Source organism: Amycolatopsis sp., assembly GCF_035276945.1.
Classification (GTDB): Bacteria; Actinomycetota; Actinomycetes; order Mycobacteriales; family Pseudonocardiaceae; genus Amycolatopsis_E.
Window position 1 is genome coordinate 54,714 of the sequence record NZ_DATELF010000051.1, and the last position, 12,260, is coordinate 66,973.

Consider the following 12,260-nt stretch of genomic DNA (forward strand, 5'->3'; position numbering starts at 1 on the left):
AACAGCGGATGACGAGGCATCATCGGCATGCACGACTGGGCTTGCTTGCTTCGCTCAAGTCATTCTTTTCCAGTCACGCTGCGCCTGAATCCCGCCGCGCTAGCGAATCGATGACCAGTGGAGGTGCGCGCCCATGACGGTACGAATCATACGAAGGAAGGGCAGTGGGTTGAGCAATCACGACGAGCGTGACATTTTCGTTCCTAACCCGAAAAGGTTATTATGGGAATCGCTCGCCGACCATTTCAGGGAGAAAATTACTCATGGGCATTGGCGGGCTAATGAACGGCTCCCCGGCGAAAGGAGTCTTTCGGAAACGTACAATGTATCTCTAGGGACCGCAAGGCGGGCGCTTCTAGACCTTTCTAGAGAAGGTCTTCTGATCCGACGGCCGGGCGGTAGTTTTGTTTTAGATGGATCGAATCCAGAGGCAGTAGAATGCAAATATGAGAGGATCGCAAATCTCATTCGGAGCCGGATAGAGTCCGACGTCTATCGACCTGGTTTCCGATTCGGCAATGAGCGAGACTTGACCATTGAATTCGGTGTTTCGCAGGGCACGCTCAGAAAGGCATTCCAGGAGTTGGAGAACGATACATCGCGAAAGTGGGTCGCGACTACAGAACTGGGCCGTTTCGTGGTGGATCGCTACGGCCGCGGCGCCCCAATGTTGCCGTATCTGAAGCTCGCCAGCCGATTCGCTGAAGAAATCCTCAGCGGCAAACGTAAGCCGGGTTCGAGGATGCCAAGCGAGGTCGAGGCCCACCGCTTTTATGGGGCGAGTCACACTCGGATGTCGAGAGCGATGGATTTACTAGCAAAACGCGGGCTCATTACGGCACGGTTTGGCAGCGGCCGGTACGTCGCCGAAAAATCTCACTGGCAACAATACGGACAAAAAAAAGGAACGTCAGGCCACAACTGCGGTTACCCAAAATGCAGCGACGGGATTATATCATTCACTGATCAAAATGACATGGCCAGGTCAAAACTGTGCCCCACTGGATTAGTCGAGTTTCTTACCAACGACGGCGGTTGCCCTTAAGGAGCAGACCGACCGAACGACTCGCCGGGCACCGGCTGACCCTTGCGTGAGCGCACGCGCGTGCGGCGTCGCCGCCATAGTCGGAGGTCAAGGAGACTCTTGGGCCCGTCACGCCGTCACGCCGGGCTGTGACGGCGTGACGGGCCCAATGGGACGGGTTACGACTCGTCTTGTCCCGGCGTGTGCTTGATCTGTTCGAACAACTCACGAAAGTCCGAGCCCGCACGTTGCCCGTATGTGTCGAGTTCGTGTTCCAGTTCAGACGCAACCATGAGAAGTGAAGGGCGGCTCTGCCTCCCGTTTTGCAAGGCCTCGATGCCTAGTGTTGCGGCTTCGTCCGTCTCGCCCTGCCGCGCGGCAATGACGGCTAGCGTTAGCTGTGCCTCAGCGTTACGCATTGGCGTCACGATCTGACCATCAGGTTTGACGCCGCGCCGGATGACTTCCAGAGCGTTGCGCTTCGCAAGATTATCTTGGCCGACGATCCTATAGGTGTCCATCGCGTAGAAGTCCCACTTGTCGGGATCGACAACAAAGTGGTTGTCTGGACGTTCCGGGAACGGCAAATTGTCAAGCAAGGCACTACCCTTTTCGAGCGCTTGACGAACCTCTTCCGGCCTGCCCATTCGAGCGTACGCTTTTGCCTGCTGTCCATAGAGTTGCACTGCTACGGAATGAGATGGGGCCGCTTGAATTCCCGCCCCTGCTGCATTAATGACTGCGCGGTAGTTTCCTGTCGTAAGGTGGAACCATGCGAGCATTTCGTGGGACCAACCCACGATTCCGGATTCGCCAGCATCCTTACCTAGGTCCATTGCCATACGCCGAGTAGCCTCGGCGGCGGTCTGGTCGCCGAGATCGTTTTCAAGGCACCCGACAAGCAACGCGAGCATGCCAGCGTTGCTAAGAATGTTGCGATGTTGCGCAAGGCTGAGGCGGCCTCCAAGTAGGTCGGTCATTTTGCCGAGCCATTCCCTGCCGCTATGTATCAACTTGCGAGCGTCCATATGCGGATAGTCGCAGCATAACTGCTCGACTTTAATCGCTATGGCATCAACCGTTGACGAGTTTATCGCAGACGACCGGATACGGTTGATTAGCTCAAGGGTATCCATGCCAGTATTTGCAAGCAGAATTTCATCTTGCGACTGCGGAACGATCAGGCTTCCATCGCGATTCGAGCCTCCAGTATTTGCAGTCGGCAACGACTTTAGTCGACTTTGGCCCGGGAAGTCAAACCAAAGTATGTGCTGAGGCAGATGCAAGATCCGGGCATAATTCCGCAGAACCTCAAGATTCTGCTCAGGCTTGCCGTTCTCGATCTTGCTTACCTGGGCTTGCGTAAGCCCAAGCCAGCGCCCCAAAAGCTCCTGGTTGAGCCCTTTTCCGAAAAGCTGGAGGTGTCGGGGATGGTTTCGGTAAGCCTTAAACACCTTACCTATGTGCTGACTTTCAAACGCTGCCCGGAATTCATTAGTCTCAAAAAAATCGTTCCTGAGCTGAGCAGGGGGCGTGCGGAGTTGGTCACGCTGCTCGCGGTGGCACCTCCCGCACAAGCGCGCAGTGTTGTCAGCGGCCAGCGCCCCGCCGCAGCCCTGGCAATGGCGGTCGCCAGCAGTCCGCCGACCGGAACCGGAAGAAACCATTTCACCACCCGTGCCCGTTGGAACCAATCCCGCCTCTGACCAGGGTACATAGCGGGGCACGATCGGTACCAGCAGGGCGACCCGGCGTGCTTGTGTGGCGCCTCAGGCGGCGATTGCGTCTTCAAGACGTGTATCATCCGGCACCCGCTGGAAAAACAGCCGGGGCCCGGAGCCCTCGGGGTCGACCACCGCCGAGGCGTCGTTGCGGCTCTCGGGCGGCACGCCCATCGCTTCCAGGGCCTGCTCCCAGGACTCGAAGCCCTTGGGCGGGTCCTGCAGCCGGTAGCCGAGGGTATCGGCCCAGAACGCGGCCAACCCGGCCGGGTCGGCGCAGTCGAAGGTGATCTGGGCGTCGCGGGCCATTTCAGCTCGCCTCCTGCCGGGTCTGCTCGTGGGTGTACAGGTAAAGGTCGCGGAGCAGGCACACCTCGGCCAGATGGTGGATCAGCTCGCGGTTGATGTGCAGCACCAGCGCTGCCAGAGGACGCCCGGCGTACGGCCCCTCGGAGAAACCGGCCTCCCCGCACGGACGGGTGAGGCCGGTTTCGCCGAGGGACTCGACCCCGGCCAGCCACGTGGCGTACTCCGTGTCGAGCTGGGTCAGCGCAGCGGCCGCGGTCGGGGCGTACTCGAACGACTGGTAGTCGGTGGCCGCGCGACCGAAGTGCGTGGCGTTGCGCACCGCGAGCACCCCGACGATCACGTGCCCGAGCCGCCAGGCGATCGTGGTGAACGGTGGCGGGTCGGGCTGCGGCATCGCGAAGTCGATGGTCATCGCGCCGGACCCGGCCCGCACCGGTGCAGTGCCGGTGCCGCGCGGGCGCACGTTCCAGCAGTGGGGGGCCGGCTCCCAGAAGTACTCGTCGTCGGTGAGTCCGTCGAGGCGAGCGCGCAGCTGGCTGGTCCGGTGCAGGGCGAGCTGTTCCCGGAGCAGGGGGTTCCAGGTCTGGTCGGTCATGGTGCCAGCCTCTCGCATATAGCGGACAGCTTCGTTCCGTGATTTGTGGAACGATGAGCGCGTGACCGTCGAGGCGACGACCGAGCGGGTGCTGCGGTTGCTGGCGCTGCTGCAGCGCCGGCCGTCCTGGACCGCCGCCGAGCTCGCCGCCGAACTGGGGGTCACCGACCGCTCGGTGCGCCGCGACGTGGAGCGGCTGCGCGCGCTCGGTTACCCCGTGCACGCGTCGGCGGGCGTCGGCGGCGGCTACCAGCTCGGCGCGGGCACCCGGCTGCCGCCGCTGCTCCTCGATGACGAGGAGGCGATCGCGACGGCGGTTTCCCTGCGGCTGGCGGCGGGGGGCACGGTCGCCGGGGCGGGCGAGGCCGCGCTGCGGGCGCTGGCGAAACTCGACCAGGTGATGCCGCCCCGGCTGCGCGCCGAGGTGCGCGCGGTGCACGGCGCCACTGAGACCCTTGTCGGTCCCGGGGTCGAGATCGACGCGGAGCTGCTGGTGACGCTCGCGCGAGCCTGTCGCGACGCCGTGCGGGTGCGGTTCAGGTACGCCGGCCGCGACGGCGGGGAGCGCGAGCGCACGGTCGAGCCGGTGCGGATGGTCACCACCGGCCGCCGCTGGTACCTGATGGCGCGGGACGTCGACCGCGACGACTGGCGCACCTTCCGGCTGGACCGGATGCGTGAGGTGGTGGCGACGACCTGGCGCTTCCGGGCGAGGGAACATCCGGACCCGGTCGTCTACGTGCAGCGGTCCGTGACCGGGGCGCCGTACCGGTATCTGGCCCGGGTGCGGGTGCACGCCCGGCCCGACCAGGTGCGGGAGCTGGTGCCGCCCCAGGTGGGGCGCGTCGAGGACGATCGCGACGGGTGGTGCGTGCTCGTCGTCGGCGGGGACAACCTGGACTGGCTCGCCGCGCACGCGGCCCGGCTGGGCTTCGAGGTGGAGGTACTGGAGCCTCCGGAACTGCGGAAGGCCGCCGCCCTGCTCGCCCGCCGCCTCACGGCGATGGCCGGGATCGGCTGACGGACCCGGTCGGTCTTCATACCGCGCGAACTTCAAGCCGAGGCAGGCGGTGCTACAGGTAGGCGTCGGCGTCGCGAATCGTGTAGGCGTAGCCCTGTTCGGCCAGAAAACGCTGCCGGTGCGCGGCGTACTCGGTGTCCAAAGTGTCCCTTGCCACGATCGAGTAGAAATGTGCCTGGCGCCCGTCGCCCTTCGGGCGGAGCAGGCGGCCGAGCCGCTGTGCTTCTTCCTGCCGGGAGCCGAACGTGCCGGAGACCTGGATCGCGACGGAAGCCTCGGGCAGGTCGATCGAGAAGTTGGCCACTTTGGACACGACGAGCCGGTCGATTTCGCCGCGGCGGAAGGCGTCGAACAGTGCCTCCCGTTCCTTGTTCCGCGTCGAGCCCTGGATCACCGGGGCGTCGAGTTCGGCGCCCAGCTCGTCCAGTTGCTCGAGATAGGCGCCGATCACCAGCGTCGGCTCGCCCGCGTGTTTGTCCACAATAGACTTTATGACGGGCGTCTTCGTCCGTGCCGTCGAGGCCAGCTTGTACTTCTCGTCCGATTCGGCCGTCGCGTAACGCAGCCGCTCGTCGTCGGTCAGCGTCACTCGTACCTCGATGCATTCGGCGGGCGCGATCCAGCCCTGGGCCTCGATGTCCCGCCACGGCACGTCGTAACGCTTCGGGCCGATCAGTGAAAAGACATCGCCCTCGCGCCCGTCCTCGCGCACGAGGGTGGCGGTGAGCCCGAGCCGGCGGCGGGACTGCAGGTCGGCCGTCATCCGGAACACCGGCGCGGGCAGCAGGTGCACCTCGTCGTAGACCACCAGGCCCCAGTCCCGGGAGTCGAACAGCTCCAGGTGCCTGTACTCGCCCTTGGTCTTGCGGGTGATCACCTGGTAGGTCGCGATGGTGACCGGCCGGACCTCCTTCTTCTCCCCGGAGTACTCGCCGATTTCGTCCTCGGTGAGCGAGGTTCGCGCGACCAGTTCCCGCTTCCACTGGCGGCCCGCCACCGTGTTGGTGACCAGGATCAGCGTCGTCGCCTGCGCCCGTGCCATCGCCGCGGCACCGACCAGCGTCTTGCCCGCGCCACAGGGCAGCACGACGACCCCGGAACCGCCGGCCCAGAACGCGTCCGCGGCCTGCCGTTGGTAGTCCCGCAGTGCCCAGCCGTCCTCGGCCAGCGACATCGGATGCGCCTCGCCGTCGACGTACCCCGCGAGGTCTTCGGCGGGCCAGCCCACCTTGAGCAGCGCCTGCTTGAGCCGGCCGCGTTCGGAAGGATGCACGACCACGGTGTCCTCGTCGATCCGCGTGCCGAGCATCGGGTTGATCTTCTTGTTGCGCAGCACCTCTTCCAGCACGGCGCGATCCGTGGTGGCCATCACCAGCCCGTGCGCGGGATGGTTGGTGATCTGCAGCCTGCCGAACCGGCCCATCGTGTCGACGATGTCGATCAGCAGCGGCTGGGGCACCGGGAACCGGGAGTACGCGGTCAGCGCGTGCACCACCTGCTCGGCGTCGTGGCCCGCGGCCCGCGCGTTCCACAACGCCAGCGGGGTGACCCGGTAGGTGTGCACATGCTCCGGGGCGCGTTCCAGCTCGGCGAACGGCGCGATCGCGATCCGCGCGTCATCGGCCGCCGGGTGGTCGACCTCGAGCAGGACGGTCTTGTCGGACTGGACGATCAGCGGGCCATCGGTCACGTGTTCCTTTATACGGGCACTGCACCAGGTGAGCGCGTCGTCTCCGTGCCGAACACCTGTGCAGCGCGTCCTCGAGCGACGACTCGCCGGACCAGCAGCGCACTCCGTCCGGCCGGATCAGCAGCGGGCCCGCCCCAGGCGCGTGCACCACGTCCACACGATCGGCCCAGGGCGTGAGCCGGCCGGAGGGGTTGACGAGCAGCCCCCGGCCCGAGCGCAGCAGCCGGGCCAATCGTGTCGGCCCGCCGGCGGTGACCAGCTCCAGGTCGGGCACGCGGCCCTCGGCGTCCAGGCCTGACATCATGCCGGCGAGAAACCGGTTGGTGTCGGGGAGCCGCATCAGGTCGGCGAAGATGTCCCGCAACGCGACCAGGTCCTCGTTCGGCAGTGGATCGAACAAAATCCGCTGGGCCGACGTGTGGTGCGGTACCCGGGCGGCGGGCGGATGGCGTTCGTCGTGGTAGCTGTCCAGCAAGCCGTCCGGGGCCCAGCCACGGACCGTCGCCGCGAGCTCCCAGCCGAGGTTGGTCGCGTCCTGGACGCCCAGGTTCAGGCCCTGGCCGCCGAGCGGCGGATGGATGCGCGCCGCGTCGCCCGCGAACAGGGCGTGGCCGTGCCGGTAGGCCTCGAGTTGGCGGGTCGCACCACTGAACGTGGACCGGTTCAAGGCTCCGGCGAGGCGCGTCTCCTCGCCGTAGATCGCGGTCACCGCCGTGCCGATCTAGCCTTCCGACCGGCCTCAGCATGCCCCGGTAGCCGCCGCCTTGGGCGCGGAGTGCGCTGCGAGCGTGCCCTCGCGCAGGCGCTTACCGATACTGCACACCTGTCAGCGCTCACCGCACGCCTGGCCGCTGCGCAGATCGTTTCGGTGTTGTCGACCCTGGCCCTGGACAACCACGAGCGGATCACGAACGGAAATTCCGCAAAGAGCGTTTGTCCGGACGCCGTCGGCGGCTGAACTGGGGTTTTCTCTGTTGAGGACAGGCTCAGGAGACGTCGGGCGGTACCATCGACCGCACGTCGAGCCGATTGGCCAGCATGCCCGAACTGTGCATGAGGTCCGCGACCCGCTGCAGCCGGACGCCGTTGAGTGAGCTCGGATACTCGCCGAGTGCGACCAGATCCGCCGTCGCGTTGTCGATCGCGGCCAGCCGCGGCAGCGCCTGCCGGACGATGCTGGGATCCGTCGCGCGTTGCTGCGCGTCCGCCAGGACGGACCGGAACAAAGCGAGTGTCCGCGGGTTGGCCTGGGCGAAGATCCCGCTGGACGCATAGCCGGTCATCGGGAAGTTCATGGTGGCGCCCCGCGAGGAGTCGGCCAGCACCTGCGCCCCCAGGTTCTGCTGGGCCTCGGTGATGAAGGACTCGATCATCAGCGCGGCATCCGCGGACCTGTCGCGCAGGGCGGCCGGCATCTCGCCGAACGAGCGCCGCACGAACCTGATCTTGCTCGGGTCGCCGCCCGCGGTCGCGAACATCGAGCGCACGGTCAGCACGCCGAGGTCGTCGAGTTCGTCGACGGCGATCCTGGGTGTCTTCTTGCCGGTCAGTTGGGTGTAGGTGGAGCCGGGGAGGGTCATCAGCGCCATCGTGAAGGGCGCGGAAGTACAGGCCTCGCCCTGAAGCTGGAGCGCGGTCCCGGCCGCGGCGGCCTTGAAGAAGGCGACGTCTGTGGCGAAGGCCACATCGAGACGTCCGCTGGCCAGTCCGGACAGTCCTTCGGTGTTGGAAGCCTCGTCGACGAGTTCGACGTGCAACCCGGCGCGGGTGAACGAACCGTCCTCGACCGCGATGCGCAGGGGTGCGGTATCGATCGGATTGCCCACCCCTACCCGGAGTGTTGTCAGCTCGGGGATGAGCCGGTCATCCGACCGGGATCCGCCGAGCAGGTTGTTGCAGCCAGTAACCAAATACAGGGTCGCGACCAGCATGATCGCCACCCTTCGCATGGTGACTCCCCTCGCGAACGAGCGAATTGTGCTACGCGGGTGGAGCTTAGGATCTCGTGCCAATACCATCGCCGGGGGACCGCACCGAGAGTAGAGAGCGCTCTGGCCCGTGCCACGATTCAGCTCCGTTCTAGTAGGTTAGCGAGTCCATGCCGGTGACGATCCGTGTCCGGCGGATTGGTGACGAGAAGGAACTCAGGTGGCCCGTCAGCGCGAGCGTTCCGATGGCGCTGACGCCGTGGACCGCGGACCCGAGGTCCACGGCGGCGGGCGGTGGCGGCTGCGGAACTGGCGGCTGCGGACGAAGCTGATCGTCGTCCTGCTCATCCCCATGCTGACCGTGCTGGCACTGGCCGGCCTCAAGGTACACCAGGATCTCGACCAGGCTCAGCTGCTCGCCGAACTGGCCGCGCACGGCCGGGTGGACGACAAGGTCAACGCGGTCATCCACGAGCTTCAGCGCGAGCGGGACCTGACCGTCCGGTACGTGGCGGGCGGCAGGCAGGGCAACCTCAACGAGCTGCGCGACCAGCGCGCCAAGGTGGACGCGGCGATCGGCGAGTTCGGCAAGGAGTTCGACGCCGACCGCGACCGGCTGTCCCAGGCCGGCGTGACCGGGCTGCAGGCCACCCGGGCCCGGCTGGACGTGCTCACCGGCCTGCGGTTCTCCGGGGAACAGTCGAACCTGCCCGCCGACGCCGTGCTGCGCTCCTACGACGAGCTGATCTCCGGCATACTCGACCTGTCCGACCAGGCGGTTTCGGACATCACCGAACCCGACCTGTCGCGCCTGCGGCTGGCCGCGAACGCACTGGCCAGGGTCAAGGACCAGATGTCGGTCAAGCGCGCCCTGCTCGCCGAGGCGCTGGAGCAACACCAGATCAACGGCGACGAACTGCGCGCGCTGCTGGGCGCCGACGCCGAGCTGTCCGCCGCCCGCAGCGACTTCCGCAAGTTCGCCACCCCGGCCGGGCAGCGGATGTACGACGACACCGTGATCGGGATGATCGTCGATGAGGGCAACAACCTCTTCGAGTCGGCGGTCACCCGGGCGGAGAACGGGCAGAACCTGAATGGTCTGGACCCACAGCGGTGGGACACCGCCGCCACCTACACCGTCAACCGCGCCTACCAGGTGCAGGAGGCGTTGCAGGCGCTGATCCAGCGGCGGTGCGACGCGCTGGCCGCGGACGCCCGCCGGTCGGCGATCGTCAACGCCGGTGCGGTCATCGGCGTACTCGTGTTGTGCGTCGCGCTGGCGGTGATCATCGCGCGCTCTCTGTTGCGGCCGTTGCGCCTGTTGCGGCGGACGGCGCTGGATGTGGCCGAAAACCGCCTCCCCGCGGCGGTCGAGGGCATCCTGGCCGATCCGCATCCCGAAGCGACCGCTCGGCGGAGCGTGGCTCCGGTGCCGGTGTTCAGCCGCGAAGAGCTCGGGCAGGTGGCACGTGCCTTCGACGTGGTGCACCGGGAGGCCGTGCGGCAGGCCGGTGAGCAGGCGCTGCTCCGGGAGAACATCAACGCGATGTTCCTCAACCTGTCCCGGCGCAGCCAGGACCTCGTCGAGCGGCAGCTCGCCGTGCTGGACCGGATGGAGGCCGAGGAGCAGGACCCGGAAACCCTCGGCGGCCTGTTCGAACTGGACCACCTGGCCACCCGGATGCGGCGCAACAGCGAAAACCTGCTGGTGCTCGCCGGGCACGATCCGGACTCCTCGCCCACCGAGCCCGCGGCGGCCGAGGAGATCATCGGTGCGGCGCTGTCCGAAGTCGAGCACTACCAGCGCATCGAGCTCAGCCCCGCGCCGGAACTGGCGGTGCGCGGCGAGGCGTGCGGCGACCTGGTGCACGTGATCTCCGAGCTGCTGGAGAACGCGACGCTGTACTCGCCGCCGGAGAAGACCGTCCGCGTGGTGAGTTCGGTCGCCGGCGACGGCGCCTGGGAGGTCTACATCACCGACTCGGGTGCGGGCATGCCCGAACCGGAGATCAGGCGCGCCAACGCCCGGCTGACCCAGCCGCCCGCGGTGGACGTCGAGGTGTCCCGGCGGATGGGGCTGTTCGTGGTGGCCACCCTGGCCCGGCAGCACGACATCAAGGTCCGGCTCAGCGCGGCGGAAACCGGCGGGCTGAAGGCGACCGTGGTCATCCCGGCGAGGCTCGTCGTGCCGTTGCCCCCGGTGACCGCCCCGGTGCCGGTCGAACCGGAACCCGAGCCCGAGCCGATGCCGCAGCGGGAAGAGGTCCTGGCGCTGCCGGTGATCCCGGAGGAGACCCGGCGGGCGCCGGTCGAGCAGGACGAGTGCCCGCCGGGATGGCCGGACGAGGACAACGACGAGCTGCGGCGGCACCACATCGGGGACGACGAGCCGACCGAGCGGCTGCCCGCCTACCAGGAGGTGCTGTCGCAGTGGTTCCAGACCGGTGAGCACTGGCCGGCGGATGATCCCGAGGAGCGGGAGCCGGAGTGGCCCGAGTCCGACGGGGACGAGTCCTCGGCTCAGCCGAACGGCGTCCACATGCCGAAACACACCATCCCGTCGGCAGAGTCGGCTGGGGGTACCACCCCCGGACCTCCTGCCGAGGCAAGCCGCCAGACCTCCTTCGACCCACCCACGTTGCGGCTCGAGCCGGACGCCGTGCGCGGCCGCATGACCCGGCTGCAGGACGGCGTCGAGCGTGCCAGGGAGCGCGCGCGGGCATTTGACAGTGGCCACACCACGGACTAGGTGGAATAGCCTTCCGTTTCCGGTTCCTGCTCCGGAACCCGCTTCCGGCAACGGAAATGGGCCTGGATCCCTTGCTTTTCGGGCGGACATTGATAGGTTTCGCCCGGGCACGACGATGGTCGGAGATTTACCAATTCGCGTCCGCTTGTCACAGTTGATAACAGAAAATCGCCTCGTCAGGAGCGTCGTCTATGAGCATGAACGCAGGTGCGGCCACGACTCGCCGGGGCTTCGTCCGGCTGGCGCTGGGGGCGGCCGTCGCCGGGCCGCTGGCCGCGTCCGCAGGGTGCAGTGTGCTGAACGGGTCGAGCGGGAGCAGTTCCGCGGGCGGCGGGTCCGCGGCGGGGCTGGAGAAGTCCAAGCTGACCATCGGCATCCTGCATAGCCAGGGCAGCGCGCCCGCGAAGCTGGCGGAGAAGTACGGCTACTTCACCCAGCAGGGGCTCCAGGTCACGCTCAAGTCCTTCAGCGCCGGCCCGCAGGCCTTCACCTCGCTGCAGAACGGCGAACTGGACTTCGCCGTCACCAACTATGTCTCGTTCTTCCAGGCGGTCGTCCAGAACACGCTCGACGCCAAGATCGTGGTCGAGGGCAACACCGCCAACGAGAACTCCGTGGTGCTGGTGGCGAAGCCGGATTCGGGCATCACCGGCGCGAAGGACCTGGTGGGCAAGAAGATCGGCATCCAGCAGGCCGCGTCCGTCGCCGAACTGCTGGTCCGCGCGACTCTGAAGGACAACGACGTCGACCCGAACTCCCCGCACTACCTGCCGGTGAAGTTCCCCGACATACCGGCCCAGATAGCCGGCGGGCAGCTCGACGCCGGGGTGGAGGTCGAGCCCTACCTGACCACGGCCGAGCAGAAGCAGGGCGTGCAGCCGGTGCTCAAGATCGTCACCGGCTCGACCGCGAACATGCCGCAGACCGGCTACATCGCGCTGTCGAAGTTCGTCGACGCCAACCCGAAGACGGTGGCCGCGTTCCAGCGGGCGATGATCCCCGCGCAGTCCGACGCGTCGGACCGCAAGAAGCTCGCCGAAGTGCTGCCCGACCTCTCCGGTGTCGACAGGGTGACCGCCGCGCTGCTCAACATCGACGCCTACCCGACCTCCGTCAACACCACCCAGCTTCAGCGGGTCATCACGCTGATGCAGAGCTATGGCGGGCTGACGGCGAAGCTCGACGCCACCAAGCTCGTCGTGCCGACGCCGCAGGCTTGACCG

General features: G+C 66.8%; 10 protein-coding genes and 1 pseudogene. 5 read left to right on the top strand and 6 right to left on the bottom strand.

Annotation, left to right across the window (positions count from 1 at the left end):
- The first annotated feature begins 133 nt into the window (after positions 1 to 133).
- On the top strand, positions 134 to 1,045 hold the full coding sequence (locus VJT49_RS08475; protein WP_324164163.1) for a GntR family transcriptional regulator: 912 nt from the start codon (positions 134 to 136) through the stop codon (positions 1,043 to 1,045).
- 158 nt (positions 1,046 to 1,203) lie between these two features.
- Here VJT49_RS08475 and VJT49_RS08480 read toward each other — a convergent pair whose 3' ends face one another.
- Positions 1,204 to 2,409 carry an XRE family transcriptional regulator gene (locus tag VJT49_RS08480; protein WP_414635873.1) on the bottom strand — a complete coding sequence of 402 codons (1,206 nt, stop codon included), beginning with the start codon at positions 2,407 to 2,409 and terminating at the stop codon, positions 1,204 to 1,206.
- Between VJT49_RS08480 and VJT49_RS08485 the strand changes: the two genes are divergently transcribed.
- The gene (locus tag VJT49_RS08485) at positions 2,293 to 2,730 is read left to right on the top strand and encodes a hypothetical protein (protein ID WP_324164165.1); all 438 of its coding nucleotides are present in this window, start codon (positions 2,293 to 2,295) and stop codon (positions 2,728 to 2,730) included. The genes VJT49_RS08480 and VJT49_RS08485 overlap by 117 nt on opposite strands.
- A gap of 72 nt (positions 2,731 to 2,802) precedes the next feature.
- Here VJT49_RS08485 and VJT49_RS08490 read toward each other — a convergent pair.
- Positions 2,803 to 3,054 (bottom strand): annotated as a pseudogene (locus VJT49_RS08490) (VOC family protein); the annotation flags it as partial.
- 1 nt (position 3,055) lies between these two features.
- Positions 3,056 to 3,649 carry a DinB family protein gene (locus VJT49_RS08495; RefSeq protein WP_324164166.1) on the bottom strand — a complete coding sequence of 198 codons (594 nt, stop codon included), beginning with the start codon at positions 3,647 to 3,649 and terminating at the stop codon, positions 3,056 to 3,058.
- Between the two features lie 61 nt (positions 3,650 to 3,710).
- Between VJT49_RS08495 and VJT49_RS08500 the strand changes: the two genes are divergently transcribed.
- Positions 3,711 to 4,670 carry a YafY family protein gene (locus tag VJT49_RS08500; protein ID WP_324164167.1) on the top strand — a complete coding sequence of 320 codons (960 nt, stop codon included), beginning with the start codon at positions 3,711 to 3,713 and terminating at the stop codon, positions 4,668 to 4,670.
- A gap of 52 nt (positions 4,671 to 4,722) precedes the next feature.
- On the opposite strand, the gene VJT49_RS08505 is transcribed toward VJT49_RS08500, so the two are convergent.
- The 3 genes from VJT49_RS08505 to VJT49_RS08515 form a co-directional block, all read right to left on the bottom strand.
- Positions 4,723 to 6,360, bottom strand: a complete 1,638-nt coding sequence (locus VJT49_RS08505; protein ID WP_324164168.1) for a DNA repair helicase XPB — start codon at positions 6,358 to 6,360, stop codon at positions 4,723 to 4,725.
- Positions 6,287 to 7,069, bottom strand: coding sequence for an FAD-dependent monooxygenase (locus tag VJT49_RS08510; protein ID WP_324164169.1), 783 nt, complete (start codon positions 7,067 to 7,069; stop codon positions 6,287 to 6,289). The genes VJT49_RS08505 and VJT49_RS08510 overlap by 74 nt, the downstream gene beginning before the upstream one ends.
- Positions 7,070 to 7,346: 277 nt before the next feature.
- On the bottom strand, positions 7,347 to 8,309 hold the full coding sequence (locus VJT49_RS08515) for an ABC transporter substrate-binding protein (protein ID WP_324164170.1): 963 nt from the start codon (positions 8,307 to 8,309) through the stop codon (positions 7,347 to 7,349).
- 199 nt (positions 8,310 to 8,508) lie between these two features.
- Here VJT49_RS08515 and VJT49_RS08520 point away from each other — a divergent pair, with 199 nt between their 5' ends.
- A complete protein-coding gene (locus VJT49_RS08520; protein ID WP_324164171.1) occupies positions 8,509 to 11,037 on the top strand; it encodes a nitrate- and nitrite sensing domain-containing protein in 2,529 nt (842 codons plus the stop codon).
- A 191-nt stretch (positions 11,038 to 11,228) separates the two neighbouring features.
- The gene (locus VJT49_RS08525; protein ID WP_324164172.1) at positions 11,229 to 12,257 is read left to right on the top strand and encodes an ABC transporter substrate-binding protein; all 1,029 of its coding nucleotides are present in this window, start codon (positions 11,229 to 11,231) and stop codon (positions 12,255 to 12,257) included.
- Positions 12,258 to 12,260: the final 3 nt, after the last annotated feature.

Bases quoted from the DNA above. Each gene is read 5' to 3' on its own strand.
- VJT49_RS08475 (WP_324164163.1), top strand. From the start codon at position 134: ATGACGGTACGAATCATACGAAGGAAGGGCAGTGGGTTGAGCAATCAC.
- VJT49_RS08495 (WP_324164166.1), bottom strand. From the start codon at position 3,649: ATGACCGACCAGACCTGGAACCCCCTGCTCCGGGAACAGCTCGCCCTG.
- VJT49_RS08515 (WP_324164170.1), bottom strand. From the start codon at position 8,309: ATGCGAAGGGTGGCGATCATGCTGGTCGCGACCCTGTATTTGGTTACT.
- VJT49_RS08525 (WP_324164172.1), top strand. From the start codon at position 11,229: ATGAGCATGAACGCAGGTGCGGCCACGACTCGCCGGGGCTTCGTCCGG.